The organism is Stieleria magnilauensis, from assembly GCA_007753675.1.
Taxonomy (GTDB): Bacteria; Planctomycetota; Planctomycetia; order Pirellulales; family Pirellulaceae; genus Stieleria; species Stieleria magnilauensis.
The window spans coordinates 9,582,142-9,603,699 of sequence record CP036432.1 but is presented as its reverse complement, the minus strand read 5'-3'; the positions used below and the strand labels follow the sequence as shown (position 1 = coordinate 9,603,699).

General features: G+C 59.3%; 14 protein-coding genes. 4 read left to right on the top strand and 10 right to left on the bottom strand.

Going from position 1 to position 21,558, the window contains the following annotated elements:
- Positions 1 to 51: 51 nt before the first annotated feature.
- From TBK1r_RS34440 to TBK1r_RS34425, 4 genes are all read right to left on the bottom strand, one after another.
- A complete protein-coding gene (locus tag TBK1r_RS34440; protein ID WP_145220315.1) occupies positions 52 to 1,464 on the bottom strand; it encodes a sulfatase family protein in 1,413 nt (470 codons plus the stop codon).
- Positions 1,465 to 1,653: 189 nt separating this feature from the next.
- The gene (locus TBK1r_RS34435; protein WP_145220313.1) at positions 1,654 to 6,021 is read right to left on the bottom strand and encodes a PVC-type heme-binding CxxCH protein; all 4,368 of its coding nucleotides are present in this window, start codon (positions 6,019 to 6,021) and stop codon (positions 1,654 to 1,656) included.
- 510 nt (positions 6,022 to 6,531) lie between these two features.
- Positions 6,532 to 7,761 (bottom strand): 30S ribosomal protein S6--L-glutamate ligase, encoded by a 1,230-nt coding sequence (gene rimK, locus TBK1r_RS34430; protein ID WP_145220311.1) that lies wholly within the window; start codon positions 7,759 to 7,761, stop codon positions 6,532 to 6,534.
- Between the two features lie 24 nt (positions 7,762 to 7,785).
- Positions 7,786 to 8,856 (bottom strand): succinylglutamate desuccinylase/aspartoacylase family protein, encoded by a 1,071-nt coding sequence (locus TBK1r_RS34425; protein ID WP_145220309.1) that lies wholly within the window; start codon positions 8,854 to 8,856, stop codon positions 7,786 to 7,788.
- Between the two features lie 253 nt (positions 8,857 to 9,109).
- Between TBK1r_RS34425 and TBK1r_RS34420 the strand changes: the two genes are divergently transcribed.
- From TBK1r_RS34420 to TBK1r_RS34405, 4 genes are all read left to right on the top strand, one after another.
- Positions 9,110 to 9,955 (top strand): serine/threonine-protein kinase, encoded by an 846-nt coding sequence (locus tag TBK1r_RS34420; protein ID WP_145220307.1) that lies wholly within the window; start codon positions 9,110 to 9,112, stop codon positions 9,953 to 9,955.
- A gap of 99 nt (positions 9,956 to 10,054) precedes the next feature.
- Complete coding sequence (locus TBK1r_RS34415; RefSeq protein WP_145220305.1) at positions 10,055 to 10,807, top strand: PP2C family protein-serine/threonine phosphatase; 753 nt, start codon at positions 10,055 to 10,057, stop codon at positions 10,805 to 10,807.
- A gap of 101 nt (positions 10,808 to 10,908) precedes the next feature.
- Positions 10,909 to 11,502 carry an RNA polymerase sigma factor gene (locus TBK1r_RS34410; protein ID WP_419580684.1) on the top strand — a complete coding sequence of 198 codons (594 nt, stop codon included), beginning with the start codon at positions 10,909 to 10,911 and terminating at the stop codon, positions 11,500 to 11,502.
- Positions 11,480 to 14,728 carry a serine/threonine-protein kinase gene (locus TBK1r_RS34405; RefSeq protein WP_145220303.1) on the top strand — a complete coding sequence of 1,083 codons (3,249 nt, stop codon included), beginning with the start codon at positions 11,480 to 11,482 and terminating at the stop codon, positions 14,726 to 14,728. Before TBK1r_RS34410 ends, TBK1r_RS34405 begins: the two co-directional genes overlap by 23 nt.
- A gap of 53 nt (positions 14,729 to 14,781) precedes the next feature.
- Here TBK1r_RS34405 and TBK1r_RS34400 read toward each other — a convergent pair whose 3' ends face one another.
- The 6 genes from TBK1r_RS34400 to TBK1r_RS34375 form a co-directional block, all read right to left on the bottom strand.
- Entirely contained in the window at positions 14,782 to 14,955 is a 174-nt protein-coding gene (locus TBK1r_RS34400) for a GNAT family N-acetyltransferase (RefSeq protein ID WP_145220301.1), read from the bottom strand.
- Positions 14,956 to 15,239: 284 nt separating this feature from the next.
- Positions 15,240 to 16,667, bottom strand: coding sequence for a magnesium transporter (gene mgtE, locus TBK1r_RS34395; protein ID WP_419580683.1), 1,428 nt, complete (start codon positions 16,665 to 16,667; stop codon positions 15,240 to 15,242).
- A gap of 163 nt (positions 16,668 to 16,830) precedes the next feature.
- Positions 16,831 to 17,913 carry a magnesium/cobalt transporter CorA gene (corA, locus tag TBK1r_RS34390; RefSeq protein WP_372897825.1) on the bottom strand — a complete coding sequence of 361 codons (1,083 nt, stop codon included), beginning with the start codon at positions 17,911 to 17,913 and terminating at the stop codon, positions 16,831 to 16,833.
- An 80-nt stretch (positions 17,914 to 17,993) separates the two neighbouring features.
- Positions 17,994 to 19,139, bottom strand: coding sequence for a transporter substrate-binding domain-containing protein (locus TBK1r_RS34385; RefSeq protein ID WP_145220297.1), 1,146 nt, complete (start codon positions 19,137 to 19,139; stop codon positions 17,994 to 17,996).
- Entirely contained in the window at positions 19,136 to 20,239 is a 1,104-nt protein-coding gene (locus TBK1r_RS34380; RefSeq protein WP_145220295.1) for a transporter substrate-binding domain-containing protein, read from the bottom strand. Before TBK1r_RS34380 ends, TBK1r_RS34385 begins: the two co-directional genes overlap by 4 nt.
- Positions 20,236 to 21,468, bottom strand: coding sequence for a protein phosphatase 2C domain-containing protein (locus tag TBK1r_RS34375; RefSeq protein ID WP_145220293.1), 1,233 nt, complete (start codon positions 21,466 to 21,468; stop codon positions 20,236 to 20,238). The genes TBK1r_RS34380 and TBK1r_RS34375 overlap by 4 nt, the downstream gene beginning before the upstream one ends.
- Between the last annotated feature and the right edge of the window lie 90 nt (positions 21,469 to 21,558).

Sequence of the window (21,558 nt, the reverse complement as noted above, 5' to 3'; positions counted from 1 at the left end):
TCACGCACAGCGTGACCTACGTTCCGTCACGCACAGCGTGACCTACTCTTGCTACTTTTGCCAGGGTTCTCTCGCGTTGGCGGTGATCTCGGCGTCCAACTCTTCCATTCGGGAACGCATCGAAGCGACGAGTTCTGGTTTTTCCGAAGCCAGGTTGGTCTGTTCGCCGATGTCTTGCGACAAATCGAACAACAGAATCTCCGGCGGCGGAACTTTGGCGTTCGGCCGATTGCGGGGTGGACGATTCTTTTTGACCAACAGTTTCCATTTGCCTTTCCGCAGGCCTTCGATCGCGCCTTGCGACGTGTAGTACAGGTACTCCTCACGCGGCGTTTGATCCCAGGTTCCGGTCAGCAGCCCCGAGACGTCCATGCCATCGATCTTGCGGTCTTTGGCAAGTGGCGATTCGGTGATCGCGGCGATCGTGGGCAGCAAGTCGATGGTGCCGACAAGCTCGTCGCACTCGGTTCCGGCGGGGATGCGACCGGGACCCCACATCACGCAGGGCACCCGTTGGCCGCCTTCGAACGTCGTGCCTTTGCCGGCCCGCAACGGACCGGCCGAACCGCCGTGGTTCTTGAATTGCAACCAGGGACCGTTGTCGGACGTGTAGATCACGTACGTGTTGTCGGCCAAGTCGAGTTCGCGAATCGTGTCCATCACCCGTCCGACTTCGGCGTCGATGTGCTCGATCACGCAGGTGTACGCGTTTTGCGGATCGGGGTCATACGCGTCTTCGGGGACGTACAACGGGATGTGCGGCATCGAATGCGGCAGGTACACGAAGAACGGACTGTCTTGATTCGCTTTGATGAACTCGACCGCTCGGTCGGTGTAACGTCGGGTGACGGTGCGTTGATCGACCGGCAACTCGACGATCTTTTCGTTTTCCATCAGCGGCGTGTTCCACAGCGTGATCGCGCTTTCCTGGTTCTTCCACAACTCGTCCGACGGCACCCTGGGCTTGCCCTTGTTGTCGGGATGGTTCATGTCGTTGGAGTAGGGGATCCCCAAGTACGTGTCGAACCCGTTTTGTTGTGGCAGCGTTTCGGGATGATGCCCCAAGTGCCATTTGCCGAAGCAGGCCGTTGCATAGCCTTGGGCTTTCAGATGATCGGCGATGGTGTGCTCGGTCGGATTGAGTCCCTTGGTCGACGCGGGGAACAAGACGTGCTGGTGCATCCCGACGCGTTTCGGATAGCACCCGGTCAGCAGGGCGGCCCGAGACGGAGTGCAGACCGGGGAGGCGACCATGAAATTGGTGAATCGTCGGCCTTCGGCGGCCATCCGATCGATGTTCGGCGTTTTGATTTTGGTCGATCCGAAACAGCCCAGGTCGCCGTAGCCCTGGTCGTCGGCGAAGATGATCACAAAGTTCGGTTTGGCGTCCGCCGCAGAGAGACAACGCGGCAGGAACAAGGCAAAGCAAATCAGCGCAAAGCGGATCGCGGTGACACGGAGCATGGTTCGTTCTTGGAGGGCGGGAGGTTGGATGGCGCACCTTCGATTCGGGGTGCACGTCATAGGATCAACCAGGATAAACGAAATCGCGAGCATCGTGGGAGAATCCGATCGCTGCGTCGCAGCGACCGGGAATCGCCCCAAGGCTAAACACCAACGGTTGCATTTCCGCACCATCCTTCGCAGGCGCCGTCAATGTTTTGCGTCCAGCGACTCGACCGTCACGGCCATCACGATCGGTGCGGTGTTGTCGGGGCCTTTGACCAGTTCGATCGTGTCGATCACGTCGTGCCGCTTCGGCATCACGGCCAGATAGCGGATCTGCTGTCCGCCAAGGGCAAACGCGAATTCGCTCTCCGGAACATCGACGCGTCGAATGTAATCGGCAAAGTGGACACCGTTGACCAATTCATGGTCTTCGGTTTCACCGCCCGCGTAATGCAGTCGCACGATCATCGACACGGTCTTGCTGCGATCGTAGGGAAAACTCCAACCGCCGACTCCGCTCAGCAAGTGGATCGCTTTGGCGGGGCTGTTGCACGGGAGCGAAACCGACTTGGGCATCTTGGGCGGCAAGGGGCCGTTGGGGCCGTGCAGCAAGATGATGTTCGGCTTGGTCTGACCCAGCGGATCGGTCAGCAGGAACGGAACGTCTTTGAACGTTTTTGGTTTCCAATCCGAGAAGACCATTCGATCCGGGCCGTTGTCGGACATGCTGAACAGCCCCTTGGTGCTGACCGCGGTGGCGAATTTATCCAGGGGCAGCGGAACGAACTGGCCCCGCTGGGTAAGGAATTCCAACAAGTCGGTCATCGATTCGATGGAGATTGATTTCTCGAATCCTTCGGGCATGATCGATTTGGTCGACATCCGCAATTGTTCGATGTCTTCGCGCAGCACGCTCTTCTTCTTGCCTTCGGTGTCGATCAACTCGACGGCCGTCCGCGATTCGGACGCCAGCATCCCCGTCAGCACGATCCCATCGACGCTCAGCAGGCTGTACGCCCTGAAGTTGCCTTCGACATTTCGGCTGGGGTCGAGGATGTGCGTGAGCAATTCCTTCTTGGGGTGAACCGCCATCCCGGTCAGATTGGGGCCGATTGCGACGCCGATGTCACCGTGAACATGGCACTTGGAGCAATGTTCTTTGAAGACCGCCAGTCCCTTGTCCGCGTCGCCGCTCCGATCGGTCGTCACCAGGTATTTGTCCAGGACCTGTTGTCGATCGGCGTTGGGCAGCGATCCGCCTTGTTCAAACAGTTTCTGGGCGCGGCGTTGAAGTCGACGGTCCGGGTGCGCCGCGAGCGATTGTTTTTGATCGAGTGCCAATTCATCCAATGACACATCACCCGATTCGGCGGCGTCCAGCAGCGCGGCGGTCGACGTGGGTCGCTTGAGCAATTGCGAGAACGTCGCCTTTTTGAGCGCCGGCGTCATGGTGGCGAGACGATCGACCAGTTCGACACCGACGTCTTCCCAACGACTCTTTTCCAAGGCCGCGATGATTCCTAGCGAAACCGACGGCGGTGTTTGCGGAGTCACTTCGTCGAGCAAGTCCATCACGACGTCGCCGTCATCCTGCATGAATTCGACCAGCTGAGACGCGGCGGCGACTCGGTCTGCTTCCTCGGCTTGCGGATCACGAACGACGGTCAACAATCCGTCGGCGATCTCTTTGCCGTAGCGAGAGAATCGTTTGCTGCCCCAGCGGGTTGCCAGTCGCACCAGCAAGCCCTTGGACCCCGGCGAAACGCGTTCGACCAATTTCTCCAAGTTGGCCTCGACGGTGTCGTCGAGCGTGACCGTTTGTCCGGGTTTCCAGCCCTGACTGAATCCTTGCAACACCGCTTCGACGACGGCGGGGTGGGCGGCGTGGAGCGCGGCGAGCAATTCGGCTGCATCGTCGTTGTCACCGCCGCGGGCGTGGTGTTCGCTGACGATCGTGATCAGTTCGATGGCTTGATCGGACACCTCGGCGACGAACGCCAACGATTTCAGAAACGGACCGCTGCTGTTGGCCGCGGCGCTGGTCAGCGCATCGCGTGTCCAGCGGTCAGCCATCGAGACCGGATGGGTGAGCACCGCCGTCAGCGCCGTTGCCGCATTGGATTGGGTCGGTAAATCGGACAGGGCCAGCAACGCTGCGACCCGCACATGGGCGTCTCGATCGGCGAGCAAGTTGGAGTCCAGGATCGCTTGGGTCGAGTCGACCGACGGGGGCAGCACGGCGACGGCGTTGCGGCGAACTCCGGCCGACGGGTGCCGGAGCGCGGAAACAACCGCTTGGTCGGCCGCTGCGTGATCACCGTTGAATACGCCCAGGCCGTGCATCGTCCAAAGGGCATGGATCGCGGCGACATTCAAACCAATCTCATCCACCTGACGGTCGCTCACCAATTCGATCAAGGCGTCGGCGACATCGCGCTGGCCGCGTTCGACCAACAACCGCTGGGCGTGTTTGCGAACCAGCATGGTCGGGTGGGTCAGCGCGGCAACGAGTCCGGCCGCATCGGCTTTGGGCAGATCAGGCACGGCGGCTCCCGCAGAACCATCCGGAACGACGCGGTAAATACGACCGTGCTTTTTGTCTCTCAGTTCCGTCTCATACGCACGACCCTTGCCGGTTTTGAAACCTTCCGGCGTCGGGTTGTGCTGCACGATGTAGTTGTACCAGTCGATCACCCAGACATGCCCATCGGGGCCGACTTCGGCCATGATCGGCGCGGTCCATTCGTCGTCGCTGGCCAGCAGATTGAAGGGGCTGGTCGATTGGAAATCACTGCCCTCGCTACGCAACACGAACGTGCCGACCAGGTGTCCGGTCGGACCGTTGACGAAGGCGACTCGATTCCAGTATTCGCGAGGATACTCGCGGGCGGTGTAGAGGGCGTGGCCGGCGCCGGCGGTGTATCCGCCGTGATGATCGACCTGCCGCACCTTGTCGGTGATCGGTTGAAAATCATTGGTGTCGGCGATCGACTGCAGCGTCAGCGACGGTGTCCAGCCGCGGACGCGTTCGTAGTACCGGTTGGGGATCGGCATGAACACACTCGGGCATCCGTTGGCCGTCGATCCGAAAATCAAGCCCTCTTCGCTGATCCCCAGTCCCCACGTGTTGTTGTTGGTCGAGCGGATGAACTCGATTTCGCTTCCGTCGGGACGCATGCGAAAGAATCCCATCCGAAATCGCTCGGTCTGACCACCCGCGACGGGCTGAGAATTGTTGTACCCCTGCATCGCCCAGATCCAATTGTCCAGACCGTATTGGAAGTTGCTGACACCGCCGTGGGTGTCGCCGAGATCCCATCCGGAAACCAACACGCGACGTTCGTCCGCCCGATCGTCTCCGTCGGTGTCTTTCAGGTAAAGCGTCTCGACCGCGTTCTGGACGATCACGCCACCGCGAGAAAACGCGATGCTGGTCGGGATGCTGAGGTTCTCGGCGAACACCGTGAACGTATCGGCCCGGCCGTCGCCGTCGCTGTCTTCGCAGATGCGGATGCGATCGCGCCCCGTGCCAGGCGGTTGCAGTTCGTTGGGATAGTCCATGGTCTCGGCGACCCACAACCGTCCACGCTCATCCCATGCCATGCAGATCGGCTTGCCGCCGAGCGTCGGCTCGGAGACGAACAGTTCGACATGAAAGCCTTCGGGGACCACCAGGTGTTGCATCGACGCTTCGGGCGCGAGCGGTTTTTGCATCAGGTTCAGCGGTTTGCCCTGAACGCCCCATTGCTTCGATGGCGTGTAGTTGGGGATCTGGCCACCGACGTCGACGTATTCAAATGCCGCTGCGTCGCTGGGGATCTTGGTCATCGCGGGAACGGGAAAGGCTTGATCGGCCAGGTAGGTGCCGGCGGCCGATGGATCCTGTTTCGCCGCCCAGCGGATCCCGCGTTCGACCAGATTCTGGAATCCGGGGTTCGTCCAAGTCCGCGAGTCGTGTCCCCAAGCGGTATAGAAAACGCGGCCTTGTCCCTCGGTCCGAATCCACGTCCACGGTTCGCGGCCCTCCTGGTCGGTGCGGTACTCCAAAACGGTGCGGTTGGTGTCGTTGTGCAAATGATGCACGTAGGTCTCATCCCAGCTCTGGAACCCACCGTATCCCTTCATCAGTTCGTGGTCGGGCGCGGCGACTTCGGATCGGAAAACGCCGGTGCCGTGGCGTTGAAATTGGGCGCCCATCAAGGCGACGATTTCGGGGGCATTGCGAAAGCAGTACGTCGCACAGTGCAACGGCACAAACCCACCGCCCCCGCGGACGTATTCCAGGATGGCGTCGGCCTGGTCGGGTGCGATTTCGTCAATGTTGGCATAGACCGCCAAGACGTCGTATTGCTCCAGCTTCGACGACGTCAAATCCGACATCTGGTCGGTGTACGTCATCGCGATGCCGCGGGTCCGCAAGACCGGTTCGAGTTCGCGGAACCGGATGCCGGGTTGATGGTGTCCGTTGTCACCAAGAAACAACACCTGGATGTCGTCGCCGTGGGACGACTGGCCCGGCAAGAGGATCACGCCGGCGATCAGAAGACTGAAGAAGGACGTCAGGGTTTTCATGGGCTATGGGTCAACCTGCTTGGGGAATTCGCAGTGACTCGATTGGGAGGCGTGAGGAGAGCGGTCCGTGGTGTCCCTACAGTGTAGGCATCGCCGCCGCGGAGGGTATGTATTATTGCGCACTGGCCCTGTGATATTTCACGCAGGGGGGCGTGCGGGTGGGATCGGCTTGCGTTCTGTCGCTAATAAGAAAACGGCAGCTGTTAGCGGAACGGCGCGAGCCGTCCGGTATCTGCCTGGAAACGCGGTGCAAGACCGGAGGGCTCGCGCCCTGCCGCTAACAGAAAACGCTCGGTTTGTCGTTAACGGAAAACGCAAGCGATTCCATTTCCCTGAAGGGATTGCAGCGAGTCGATCTTTTAGCGGAACGGCGCGAGCCGTGCGGTATCCGGCGTTGAAAACGCGGTACACGACCGGAGGGCTCGCGCCCTGCCGCTAACAAATGCATCCCAGCGTTCCTTGCCGGGTTCATGCATGGCATCGATGGGGCGATCGACCGCGATTGACCACTTACGAACTCGACTCTTCGGGATCGCTGGTCATGGCTTCGTGGGCGACGGGCAGGTCGGGCAGGTGGAGCACTTTGGGCTTGCGAATGCGCCGCGTCTTCTTGGGAATCAAACCTCGCATCAGTTCCAGTTTGCCGAAGCACAGCAGTCGATCGCCGGCCATCAATTCGCGATCCGAGCGTGGGTTGGGGATGACGGTTGAACCCCGGTAGAGTGTCAGCGCGTTGATGTCTTTTTCGCGCAGTCCCGATGACTGAACGGTCTTGTTGACGAACTCGGATCCTTCGGGGATATGGATTTCGGCCACACCGTAACCGCGGCTGACGGTCAGCCGTTGCCGCAAATCGATTTCGGGGAAATCGACTTGGGCGGCGATGTAGTCGATGATGGACCCGGCGATGTCCAATTGCGTGCAGTGCTCAATCCCTTCCAGTCCCGGGGAGGAATTGACCTCCATGATCTGGGGGCCGTCTTTGCCTTCGAGCATGTCGACGCCGGCGACTCTCAGTCCCATGATTTGGGTGGTCCGGACGGCGGCCTCGCGATAGTCATCGGGCAGATCGACCGGTTCGGTCACGCCACCCCGGTGCACATTGCTACGAAACTCTTGGCCTTGAGCGACGCGCCGCATGGCGCCGACGACCTGGTCTCCGACGACGAACGCACGAATGTCTTTGCCCTTGCTTTCGGCGACAAACTTTTGGATCAGCACGTTTTGCTTCTGACTTTGCAGCAGCTCCACGATCGCTTCGGCGGCCTTGACCGATTCAGCCAACAGCACGCCGATGCCCTGGGTGCCTTCCAGCAGTTTGATGATGACCGGGGAGCCGCCGACGCGTTCGATGGCCGGCAGCACGTCCCGTTTGTCGCGAACGAAGGTCGTTTCGGGGATCCCGATCTGGTGTCGACTGAGGATCTGCAGACTGCGAAGCTTGTCGCGGGAATTGGAGATGCCGGCCGAGGAGTTGGTGGTGAAGATATCCATCTGTTCGAACTGCCGGACCACCGCGGTACCGAACTGGGTGATGGAGGCTCCGATTCGAGGCAGCACGGCGTCGTAATGGGACAGGTGCCTGCCGCGAAAGAACAGATCCGGTTCGGCGGGTTTCAGGTCGATGGCAAATTTCAACGTGTCCAGGACTTTCACCTGATGACCGCGTTGGATGGCGGCCTCGCGCAGTCGGCGGGTGCTGTAGCAGCGGATGCTTCGCGAGAGGATTCCGAGTTTCATGGCGTTGCGGTCAAGGGTTGGGGGTTAATTCGGATCGACGATTTGGATGTTGGTCGAGAGATGTTCCTGGGCGGTCCGTTGCACTTCGTCGGCTTGTGAGTGCTTTTCCACACGGCGCGCGCTTTTGGCTCCGGCTAGTCGTCCCAGATGGACGACGGGCTCGCCGGGCTGGACCGCGGGCAGGGTTGACATCCCGATCACGATCCCGTCAAAGGGGGCGAGCAGTTGGTTCTGGTCTTGGTGCACCAACGTGCTATTGGTCGCGATCGGCTGCCCGGCGGTGACGGTGCTGCCCGGGGAGACGTGCAAGTCCATGAATCCGCCACGTTCGGCGCGAATCCACTTGGTTTGCCTGATCTTGACCTGCCCGATCGGCAGTTCAGGATCACCCTCCATCATCTCCAGTTTTTTCAGCACGTTCAGGACGCCGCGTCTCATGCATTCGACGATCGACGGTTCGACCTTCCAGACTTCGCCGCCTTCGACCACGATCGTCGGGCAGTCCGCCAGGGTGGCTTCGCGGCGCAGCGAGCCTTTGGGGCCTTTGCCATCGAGGATCACGCCGGCTCCGAAGGCTTCGGCCAGTCGCATGCAGTCGGGATTGCGAAAGTCGGCTCGGACGTTCGGGTAATTCGTCCGCCGCACCGCGGCGGTGTGGAGGTCGACTCCGTAATCACAGCGGCGTACGATGGCATCAAAGATCACCTTGGCCATCCGTGTCGCCATGCTGCCGCTGGCGTTGCCGGGAAAGCAACGATTCAGATCTCGGCGGTCGGGCAAATAGCGTGAGTGCCGCTCGAACCCCAGCACGTTCAACACCGGAATCAGGACGACCGTGCCCGCGGTGAGTTGTAAGTCGTTGTCGGCGATCAGGGACCGGATCGCACCGGTGCCGTTGATTTCATCGCCGTGGAGCGCGCCGGAGACGAAAACCGTGGGTCCGTCGCGAAGCCCCCGAATCACCCGCAAGGAAATCCCAACATCCCGACTGCTGTAGCTTTCGGTGATCAACAATTCCGAGTTGACCGATTCGCCGGGAGCGACGGACTTGCCGAACCAAGTTTGGCTGGAAGAATGAGAAGAACCTGGGACCATGGGAAAAGACGATCGCAAAGCGCGCAGCTTTCAATGAGTATTGGGCAAATCGTCTCCTATTATAGGGAAAGTGGTGCGTTCTTTGCAGCGGGCGATTCTCTGCGTCGCAGCAGTCGACCGCTCGCAGCAGTCGACCGCTCGCAGCAGTCGACCGCTCGCAGCAGTCGCCGGATGGACGCTAAAGTGATGCGGAGCGAAAACGACGAGCGACGACAAACGGGTCCCCTGGTCATCAGGTGTTGACGACAAAGGCATGGCAAAACGAACTGACTACCCCATCTCCAGCGATGCCCCGCGACTTCGAGTCGGAAGCCGTCTGGGAAAATATCGGCTCAACCGACGGATCGGACAGGGAGGATTCGCCGACGTCTACGCCGCCACCGATACCCTGCTTTCGACCAAGGTGGCACTGAAAATCCCGAATTCACGATGGGTCACGCCCGAGCTGATCGATGAGTTTCGCCGCGAGGTCAAGTTGACGATCGAATTGGATCACCCCAATATCCTGCCGATCCGCGACGCCCGGTTCATTGACGGGCATTTTGTCATCGTGTCTCCGCTGGCCAAACGAACGCTCAATGATCGGTTGACCAAACGCATGCGTTTCGAACTCGGCTTCGAATTGATGTCGCAATTGCTCGAAGCGGTCTCTTATGCCCATTCGATGGGCGTGATTCACTGCGACATCAAGCCCGAAAACGTCCTGCTGTTTGATGACGACTGGTTGCGGCTGGCTGATTTCGGGATCGCCAAGGTCGCTCAGCAAACGATCAACGGTTCCGGGACCGGAACACTCGGCTACATGCCCCCGGAGCAGGCGATGGGAAAACCGTCGACCCGCAGCGATGTGTTTTCGCTCGGCTTGATCGCCTATCGCCTGTTTTCCAGCAAATGGCCGGAGTATCCCTTCGACTGGCCTTTTCCCGGCGCGGCGACGATTCGCAAACGCGTTCATCCGGACCTGATCGGCATCATCCGTAAATCCGTTGCCGTCAAACCGCGCGATCGGTACGCCGATGCCGGTAAAATGGCCCAGGATTGGGAGAAATCACGGATGAAGGCGATTCGCCACGCCATTCGTAAACGAAAATCGAGTTAAATCGTTTCCGGGCACTTTGTTTCCACACCGACGCCGCAGGGCTCACGTTTGCTCCCCGACAACTCTCCCTCACCGACGCGACTCTATCTCGAAAGCGCGATGGACGAACCTGAGGTCCTCAGCCATGACCAAGGTCGTGTGCTGGCGTTTGCCCGCACCTGCCCGGGCAAGCAGGACCCCAATGACGACAGTGCTGCGGTCATCGGAACCTTGGATGGCGGGTTGGTGTTGGCCGTCGCCGACGGTGTCGGGGGGGCTCCGGTCGGGCACAAGGCGTCGGCCATCGCCATGCAATGTCTGCGCGACAGCGTGGCGTCCCAAACCGCCAGCGGTGATCTCCGGCCGTTGATTCTCGACGGGATCGAGCGGGCCAATTCCGAAATCCTGGAACTCGCGATCGGCGCGGCGACCACGCTGACCGTGATCGAAGTTCAGGATCGCGTCGCCCGCGGCTACCAAGTCGGTGACTCCATGGCGCTCGTCGTCGGCCAACGTGGTTTGATCAAGTGGAAATCGACGTCCCATTCACCGGTAGGCTATGCCATCCAGTCCGGCATGATGGGCGAAGACGAAGCGATGCACCACGACGAACGCCACTACGTCTCCAATCTGGTCGGTTCCAAGAGCATGCACATCGAAATCGGACCGGCCGTTCGCCTGGCCGCACTCGATACGATCCTGCTGGCAAGCGATGGGCTGTTCGATAACTTGCATCTGGACGAGGTTTGCGCGCTCGCCAGGGTCGGTCCGCCGATCAAACGCATGCGCTCGCTGGTCGATCAGTCGACCCAGCGGATGCACTCCGAGCACGGCAAGCCGGACGACTTGAGTATCGTCATGCTGACGCCCTAGCGGTGGGGTAAGCATCCTGCTTGCCATCGGACACCCGCGGGAAGCGACCTTTTTCCTGTAACAATTGACACCGGGATGTGGGTAGCTCGTGGAGACAAATTTTGCAGGATCCCGAAACACGACCGTCGCTGATCGGCCAGCTACATGATCCGGCGTCACACGATGCCTGGACGGAGTTTATCGATTTGTACCAACCGGTCGTCTATCGGGTCGCTCGCGGGCGTGGGCTGCAACATGCCGACGCCGAAGATTTAGCGCAGGATGTTTTCGCCACCGTTGGCCGCAAGGTTGGTGAGTTCGATTTTGGACGATGCGGTTCGTTTCGTGGCTGGTTGTTGAAGATCACCCGCGACCAGGTCGTCAACAAACTGACGCGCGGCCCTCGTGAAGTCGGCAGCGGTGATTCGGACGTGCAAGCGATGCTGGGGGCGCAACCGGCACGCGACGAAACACTGACCATGCTGCGGATTGAGCACCAGCGCGCCCTGTTGGCGAGGGCCGCCGAACGTATGCGAGGTTCGATCAGCCAACCCATTTGGGATGCGTTCTGGATGACGGCCGTCGAGGGGATTTCGATCGCGGAAGCCGCCAAGAAACTGGGAAAGACCGAAGGAGGCGTTCGCGTGGCCCGTTGCCGCGTGTTGGCAAGACTACGAAAAGAGGTACAGGACGATGATTGCCCGTTTTCATTATGACCGCAAAACGCTGACTCGCTTTTTGGATGAAGAGGCTGGCTCCGAAACGGCTGAGATCGCGTCGCACGTCCAAGAGTGCGGCGAGTGTCAGTCGGCGCTAGAATCGCTGATGCAGGTTGGATTGACGATGGACAAGGCGGGTGAGTTGCTGCGTGGTGGGGTAAGCTTCCAGCTTGCGGAGCAGGAACGCGGCAAGCTGGAAGCTTACCCCGCATTCCTTCAACCGTCTGACCATCCTGGCTCGATCGGTCGATTCGCCCGCTACGAAATCGAACGCATTCTCGGTCGTGGAGGCATGGGAATTGTGATGCAGGCTCTTGATACGTCACTCGGTCGACATTGTGCCGTGAAAGTCCTGGCCCCCGAACTGGCCAGCAGTGCCGCTGCCCGCCGGCGGTTTTCTCGCGAAGCCAGAAGTGCCGCCGCCGTCGTGCACCCGCATGTCGTCCCGATTCAAACCGTCGATGAATACAACGGGCTGCCGTACTTGGTGATGCCGGTTGTCGAAGGCCAAAGTCTACAACAGCGAGTCGACGCGGACGGCCCGTTGTCGGTCATCGAAACCGTCCGCATCGCCTCCCAAGTCGCCGAAGGGCTTGCCGCCGCCCATGACCAGGGACTCGTCCACCGCGACATCAAGCCAGCCAACGTGTTGCTGGAAAACGGCGTCGAACGCGTGCAAATCACCGACTTCGGTTTGGCCCGCGCCGTCGACGACGCCAGCATGACGCGCTCGGGCGTGATCGCCGGCACACCGCAATACATGTCCCCTGAACAAGCTCACGGCGACACGATCGACCACCGCAGCGATCTGTTTTCACTCGGCAGCTTGATCTACTTCATGCTTGCCGGCCGCAGCCCCTTCCGCGCCGAGACGACGATGGGCGTTCTTAATCGGATCGGCAACGACGAACCCCGCGGTATTCGGTCCATCAACGCCGACGTCCCCGAGTGGTTAGGGCAAATCGTTATGAAGTTGCTCGCCAAATCGCCTGACGAGCGTTTTCAAGCGGCCGCCGAAGTAGCCGAGATTTTGAAAAACTGGCATGTCCATTTGCAACAACCTGACAGCTTGGTCCGTCCGCCTGAGCCGACGGGGCTAGCCGCGGGTCTTCCAACCAACACGTCGACTTTCAAGGCTAGCGCCAACGGTTCACGAGGCCGATTCGCAAAATGGCTGATTGCCACCGCCGCATTTGCGTTTTTTGTGGTCCTCGCAACCGTGATCATTCTTGAAACGAACAAAGGCATCATTCGTATCGAAAGTAATTCACAGGCTGACGTGCCGATTCGGATCATTCAAGGCGAAGAAATCGTCGACAAACTCACCGTTGCTCTCGGCGGAGCCACGACGCGGCTGAGTGCGGGCAATTACCGCATCGAAGTCGATGGCGAAGCAACCGACGTTCATCTCTCGGGCGACCGCGTGACATTGAAACGCGGCGAGACTTGGTTGGCGAAGATCAATGTCCGCTTGGCACCGGACAAGGTGCATGAATTGGGCGTGCACGGTTTCGGCGATCGACATAATCTGGATGAGTTTGCCCCATCGACAGCGGTTCACGAGCCAGAAAAAACGTTTCCCAGCAAAAAGCGTCCCCCCGCCAAGTTCGTGCCAGTACTTGGCCCAACCACGCAAGGCGGCAATGCAATTGCCCTGGATCCCCCCAGCGCTCAGGAAATCATCCGGGTTCTAGAGTCGGAACACATTGCCAAGGGCAACATTTCATCGCTATGGAAAACGCAGCGAAAGAATGTGCGAATAACGAAAGAGGAAATCGCAGACTACATCGATCCTCCTCGCGTGTATCCTCTGATTGGTCCAGCACAACTGCACCACGCGCATTACAAATGCACGGTCTATTTCGACGAAAAACAAGCAGTCGATTATCCGATCCCCCATTCAATTCGCCAGCGCGATGCAATCAAAGTGGTCTACATCGACCACAGGCATTTTCATTTGATTCGCAACGCAGCATCCAATCTTCGTGGTGACGGCGAATTCCAAGCGGCAGGTGCGTTTGCGGACTCCATTACATTGACTGGCAAAGTCGAAACGTTCAATCATATCATGGTCGCAGCCAATGGCGACGATCACCAGCCTCGGCTCACCGTCGACGAATTGCTTTCGCTAAGCCATTGGAAACTGCAGACCGATGGCGAGCTTTCCGCCGAAGTCAAAGATTTGCTAACTAACCTCGGAATCGGACGCTCTTTGCCAGCGCAATGGACGATCGAAGGAGGCCAATCGGAGGTCGTGGCGGATGATGGAGAGATCAAGATTTACACCATTGAATTGGTTAACCGTTACACACACTCAAAGGTTCTCGTTCGCAAACGATACCGTGCCCCACCCGTGAACTTCCAGGCTCCCAGACAGCCCGCCGCGATTGAGCGGGCAACGCCGTTGGCCGCTGCGATCACCGAGTTCAACGCGATGCATCATTCCGTCGATGGCAAGCGTCAGCCGCCGCTTACTATCAATGAAGTGCTGGCCGCGATTGTGGATTGGAACTCGCGACGCAATGAAGCTTCGGTTGACAACAAAACTTTCGCGGACTTTCAAGAGATCGCACTGACTCACCAAATTCCAGACGGGGCGAAACTGGAAGTGATTCCGAGTTTCGGGAGCCTAGACGGTGACACCTTCAGGATTTGGTCGGTGAGAATCGTGATGCCCCAAGTTGCAAAGCCTGGCCACACGTACGCGTTCTTAGTACGCCAGCAGCACGTTTCGGTCGACTCGGCGACGGACGGTGTGGTCCATTGGGGCCAGCCAAATGATGTGGGCTTGCAAGCGGGTGTTCGGTTGATCCCAGGTCAGCGAACCTATCAAGTCGGTCAGCCGATCAAGACGGAGTTCGTCTATCGAAGTATTTCTGGTAAACCGATTGACGCAACAATTTCAAACATCTTCTCGCATCAAAAGCTCATCGCGAAGGATGCAGACGGTAACGTCTTGGACGTTGTCGAAGTCGGTGAAAAAACGATCGGCGGCGCAGTGGCGACCAGCATCGGCGAAACTCCAACAGTCAAGCGTGGAAAGCCGCTGGCCCTCGGATACATCACGCCGGTTTGGGGTTTTGATATCGGCAAAGGACATCCAGCGGAGACCAATCTCACCGTCACCGACGGACTTGAGTGTTTCTTGACTTATGTGGTCAGCGATCTTGATGGCGGTGAATTGCAGGCGGGCGAAGTGGTCTTCGAGGTCGCAGGACAGTAAAGGCAAAGACTCCAGGACTCGAATCTCTCGCCGTTTCGTAACGAGTCCGTTATCTACGAGCGTTTCGGAATCGAACCGAGCGTGAGGAACATCGGCTGAGGAGCCGGGCGATCGCCGAGTTTCCCGCAAAGCACATCGAGTGTTTCGAAGCCATATCGCTCGTAAAATTCAGTCGCATCCGGTTTGGCATCGACCACCACCCCGACGCATCCGGTTCGCTCTGCCATTTCGCGGGCGAGATCGAAGGTTGCTCGCAACAGCCGTCTCGATCAAGTGAGACTTTTTCACGCCGTGTGTCGCCACGTAACGTTCCAGCAACTCGCGAGTTTCTGGTGAAATGTTCGCTGAAATTTGAGTTGACATGGGTTGTACCTTCGCGTGGGAAAACTCCACTCTACGATAAACTTCGCTTGGCGTGTTGCACGGGGGCAAGCTTCGCTTGCCGGGACGCAAGCTGGAAGCTTACGCCACTCTGGAAGCTTAGGCCACTCGGAATGCTTGGGCCACTTTGTCAGCTGACGAGGCGTGAGAGCAGCAGTGTGGCTAAACCCAACACGAAGAAGAAGCCGCACATGTCGGTCACCGTGGTCAGCAACGGTCCGCTGGCGACCGCGGGGTCAAACCCGAATCGTTTCAGCACCAGCGGCACCACGCCGCCGATGGAAACCGCGACGATCGTGTTGGCGAATAACGCGACCCCGACGACCAGCCCCAGGTAGCCGTTGCCGTCAAAGATCACGGCACAGATGGCGACCAGTAACCCCAAGACCGCGCCGTTGATCAACCCCACCGAAACCTCTTTCCACCAAACGCGAAAGACTTCCGAGGGACGCACCAAACCGAGCGACAGTTCACGCATGCTGACCGCGACCGCCTGGTTGCCGCTGCAGCCGCTCATGTCGCTGATGATCGGCAGAAAGACGGCCAGCGCGATCACCGCCTGCAGGGTTTCTTGAAAGTAGGCGATCACTGCGGCGGCACCGATATTGAGCAAGATGTTGATACTCAACCAACTCAGTCGTCGGCGGGCACGAAGCCACAGCGGCATCGAACGCAGTTCCTCGCCGCCCACGATCCCCTGGCTTTTCAGGTAGTCGCTTTCGGCCGCGCGGGTTTCTTCGTAATTGACCGCTTCACGGTGCAGGACTCCTTTCAGGCGTCCGTCGTGGTCGACCACCGGAACGCCCAGAAAGTGATGGGCGTCGAACAGTTCGATCAGGTCATCCAGCGGCGTGGTGTCGAGCACCGAGATCGGATCGGTGATCATCAGATCGGCCAGTTTGGATCCGCGTTTGACGAACAACAGGTTTTGCATCGGCAGCACACCGACCAGCGAACCGTCGTGTTCACAGACGTAGGCGTAGCGGACATCAAAATCGCTGTAGATCTCGGCGTTGGAATTCAGCTCGGCGATGACGTCCGCGACGGTCATGTCGGGGGTAAAGCGAAGCATCTCCAGCACCATCATTCCGCCGGCGACGTCGTCTTCGTAGGCCGCCAATTGGCGGGCCGCGTCGGCCTCGGTGTCGGGCAAGACGTCCAGAATGGCCGCTGCCTGTCGGTCGCTCAAATCGCCCAGGACGTCTGCCTGTTCGTCGCTGGGCAACTCGTGGACGATCGCCGCGGCGGTGTCCGGTTCCAGTGACGCGATCGCCTCGGCGGCCTGGACTTCGGGCAGCGCCGCGATCAAATCCGCGGCGTCTTCGGCGTCCAACCCCTCCAACACCTGAACACGATGGATTTCATCCAACCGACTCAGCGCCAGCGCCTGATCGGTCGTCGAAAGTTCCGAAAGAAATTCTTCCAGCCGCTCGGCGTCACCCTGTTCGGCCAAGCGGGAGAGTTCTTCCCAGGGGCGGTCGGACACGGCAACGTCGCCGGAGAGCGAGTCAAGTTCGCCGGTCGAGTCGCGCACGGTGGGTTCGTCGGGTGTCGTCAAAACGGAAACCTTTCATTTGAATCGATCGAGAGCTGCTTCAGTCTGACGCCGTTTCGTGTCTTGGCAAGCCGAGCAGAAAAAGGGTTAGGCTGTCGGCGGATCGCTATCGGAGCCGAAACTCTTGGCGAATTCCGCTACCCCAAAACTAAATGCAGCCGAGGCATTAGCCGCGCCCGATCCAGCCTTTGCGCCAGAAAAAGTACAGCATCGCGACACCGGTCAGCGTCATCACCAGCCACAGCATGGGATAGGAATAGCGGTAGTGCAGTTCAGGCATGTGTTCAAAATTCATGCCGTAGATTCCGGCCATGAACGTCAACGGAATGAACAGACTGGCCATGATGGTCAGCACCTTCATGACCTCGTTGGTCCGGTTGGCGACCGAGGACAGGTAGGTGTTCATCAATCCCGTCGCCATCTCGCGATACATTTCGGCGACCTCCGACGTCTGGATGCAGTGATCGTGGGTGTCGCGCAGGTAGACGCGAACGTCTTCGCCGATCAGGGCGTAATCCCCCCTGACCAATGAATTGACCGCTTCGCGTTGCGGCCAGACCGCACGCCGAAGATTGATCAGCTGATTTTTCAGCGTGTTCAGCTCGCCCAGGACTTCCGGCGAAGGGTTGCGAATCACTTCGTCTTCCATCGCCTCCAAATCGTTGCCGACGCCTTCGAGCACCGGGTAATAGCCGTCCACGATCGTGTCGGCGATCGCATAGGCAAGGTAGTCCGACCCGCGATGTCGAATGATGCCCTTGCCGCCCTTGATCCGTTTCCGGACCGGGTCAAGGATGTCTCCATAGCGTTCTTGGAACGTGATCACGTAGTTCTCCGCCAAGACGATGCTGACCTGTTCCATGTCGACACGATAGCGAGACTGATCGTCGGGATCTTTCAAGCGGACCATTCGAACGACGATCAGAAGCTGGTCGTCGTACAGTTCGGTCTTGGGCCGCTGCGGAACGTTGACGACATCTTCCAGAAGCAGCGGGTGCAATCCGAAGACCGACCCGACTTTATTCATCACCGACCGGTCGCCGAATCCCTGCACGTCGATCCAGGCGATCGTCTCCTTTTTGAAGGCTTTTTGTAACCGATCCAGATCTTCGATGGGCTCGTCTTCGAAGCTTTCTGGATTATAGAAGATGCCGCGAACGACCGGCCGCGGCGACTGTTTCGAGATCACAAGGGTGCCGGGGCGGGCGCCAATTCGGGTGTGCCGTTTCTTGAATATTTTCTGACTCACTGACCCATTCCTGGCGTTGGATGCCGACCGCAAACGTGGTCGTTAAAAATTGTCGAAATGCCTGCGATCAAACCGTCGTCTCATTCAACAGCGTTCCCGAGATAGCTTTGTAGCGTGTCTTCCCAGGCAGGCGACGAGGTTCGATGCAGCAGGCTTTGATTGATCGGCTCGCGTAACGGACTATTGCTGGGGAGCGCAAACGCGTAACTCTGGCGTTCGAAGGTCACCGGCAAAACGAAAAGATCACCCGCCTCGGCTTGGAAGACAAGGTGCCGAAGAATGGGCGCGTCATAGACCACCGCGTCGCAGCGTTCTTCGGCGAGGCATTGCAGCGCCAATTCGACGGTCTCGAAGGAACGAAAGCGGATGTGACGCGAGCGCAGGTAGTCGGCCGACGTCGAACCGGCCACCGTCGCAACCTTGACGCGCGGCAGGTCCGCCGGCCCGGCGACCCGTGATCGCAGCTGGTTGACGGTCAATGCCGACGTGACCGCCGCGGTGAAACTGGCGATGATGAACAGCCCCGAAAACATCCAGATCAATCCGATCAGCCGACCCGGCAACGTCTTGGGAACTTTATCACCGTAGCCGACGGTGGTCAGTGTGACTGCCGCCCACCACAGCCCGACACCGATCCCCCGCACGATCCCGTATTTGAAATCGCTGCCGTGGTGCTTCCGTTCAAAAAAGTACACCGCGACCGCGCTGATCAACATCGCGGCCAGCAAGCCGGACAAAATACGCAGAAACGTGGGCGAGAGGACGGCGTCGACGATTCCCGACCAGCCCGATTTCCGCTGCGCCGCCCCGACGGCGATCCCCAGTCCGGAGCTGAAGAACGCGTGCGTGAAATCCATCCGCCGCTCACGCTCCGCATTGACGGTCAGCGCGGCGACGGCGATATCAATCCGTCCGGCCGCGACCGCGTCGAGCATCTCGTCGAGCGGATAGGATTCAAAGCGAAGCTGGATCTCGTGCTTGGATTCCTCTTCCAGGTCCGCTTTGATGGAACGCATCAGGTCGATGCTGATGCCGTCCCAACCGCCGTTTTCGTTCTGCATCGCGAAAGGCGGAACGTCGCGCGTGGCGACGACCAGCTGATCGGGAATCGCCAGCGTTTCCGGCGGATCGGTCGATTGAGCGAAGCTGTGGCTGCCGCTTGAGGCCACGCAGCAGAGTAGGACGAGCAGCCAGAGGAACAGCGGGACAACGCGCAGACGGATCATTGGGTGTCTCCCAAATAGCGATACAGCAGATCGCTCCAGGCGTCCGTTGCACGATACCGCAGCAATTCCTCATTGAGCGGTCGCCTCAGGTCGCTGCCGGGTTTCAGGGCGATCGCGTACTCTTGCAGGTTAAACGAAACGGGCAACACGTCGATGCGGTCGTTGAACTTCAGCATCGCCAGGTACCTCAGGATCGCTCGGTCATACACCACCGCGTCCGCTTTGCCTTCATCGACCGCCTGAATGGCTTCTTCGGGTGTGGGGTACGTGCGAAAGGCGATGCGTCGATTGCGGAGATACTCGGCGCTGGTGCTGGACGACACCGTGGCGACTCGGACATCCCGCAGATCGCTGGGGTGCCCGATTCCGATGTCCAATTCTCGGACCGTCAATGCCGATGCAACGACGCCGGTGATCAGGCTGATGACCGCGATACTGGCCAGCATCGAAATCGTCGCCAACACCCTGCCCCAAATGCTGACCGGACTGATCCCCTTGTGGCCCAGCAGCACCACGATCGACCACCAGATGCCCATCGACACCCCCTGTCGCCGTCCGCTGCCGAATACCGTTTCATTGCGTTTGCGTTCAAACAACCAGAACAACCAGCCGCACATCGCAACGATGCAGGTCATGCTGAGGACAAACAGGACTAACCGAAAAGAGAAAACCTGACGGATCGACGCCCAGAGACTGGCGCGATGCTGTCTCGAAACCGCGATCCCCAGCCCGGTTGAATAGTGGGGATGACAGAACTCCATCCGGTGGTGACGATCCGCCGTGACGCTGATCGCTGCCACGCCCGCATCGATCTCACCACGCTCCAGCCCTCGCAACATTTGCTCCAGCGTCAGTTCACGGAATTCATATTCCAGATCCAATTCGCCACAGAGGTTCTTCCACAATTCGATGCTGATGCCGCTCCAGGTCCCGTCGTCATTCTTGATCGCAAACGGGGGACTGTGCTTGGTCCCGACGATGATCGGCTGCTCGGGTGCTTGCTGCTCGGATGCTTGTTGGCCGGATGCCAGATCGCTCACGCAACACAGCGTGCCCAGGACCAACAGTTGGACGATGCAGATGCGGCCGAAGTGATTCATGCCAGTGGTCCCGTGTCATCCAGGTTCAGCGGTCGGGTTTGTTTTTTGATGATTTGTTTGGCGAGCAGCTTTCCAAGGTTACGCAGCATCACGTTGCCTAACCGTGGCAGCCGACGCGTCAGCTTTCCGAATTCCTTGCGGCTGATCACGAGCACCCGCGACGGTTCGATGGCGACAAGCGATGCCGATGACCGGACCTCGGTCAACAAGGACGCTTCACCAAAATAGTCGCCCGGTCCAAGTTCCCCTTCGATCACATCGTCGTCGATCACGCGAAATCCACCGTCCAGGACGACGTACAGACCGGGCACGCCGGCATCCATGGAAATCAACTCTTTGCCCGCGGCGCACTGGATCGTCTTGGTGATCGAAGCCAGGTGCATCAGGCGGCGAACGGAAAGCTTCTTGCACAAGAACAGGCTCTGCAGGCATTCAATCTTCTTTTGAACATCCGCGGCCGGGTGATCGGTTGCCTCGCCTTGGACTTCGACCACGATCGCGGTGATGTTGTCGGCACCGCCGGATTCCTTGGCAAACTCCACCAGCTTGTCGGGTTGCGTGATGATGTCCGGTTCGGACATGAATTCGGCGACGCACGACGTGTTCTCGAAATAGTTGCTCAGCCCGTCGGAGCAGAGCAACAGGCGGTCGCCGGGAATCAAATCAAACAGCAAGGTATCCACGTCGACGTATTCGTGCGGACCGATGCTGCGGGTCAGGACGTGTCGATAGCGGCTGTTGCAGGCTTCTTCTCGGGTCAGGTCCCCGGATAGAAACAGCTCATTGGCCAACGTGTGGTCGCTGCTGAGTTGATGGACTTCGGTTTGTCGAAATAAATACAGCCGCGAGTCGCCGACGTGGGCCATCACCCCTTTGTCCTCGACGACGACCAACAGGGTCAGCGTGGTCCCCATGCCGGCATAGTCCGGGGTGGCCCGGGCCAGTTGATTGAGCCCCTGGCTCGCCTGCTGGACGGCTTCTTCGACGACCTTCAACACTCGGAACACCCCGTCGGGCGACTCGCCGGCCGAATGGATCAGATCGCGGTTTTTGGACAGATGTTCCGACGCAAACTCGATCGCCCGCTCGGCCGCCACTTCGCCGGCCGCATGGCCGCCCATCCCGTCGCAAACGACGTACAACCCCAGGCTCTCGTCGATCAGGTACTGATCTTCGTTTCCGTCGCGTTTCAATCCCTTGTCACTGATTGCCGTTGCGACGATCACCATGAGAACAGACTTGTGGTCAGCAGCTTGAGGGCAGGAGGTTGTGGTCGCAAAGACCACGATCCCGCCGGGAAATTCGCCCGGATCGCATAT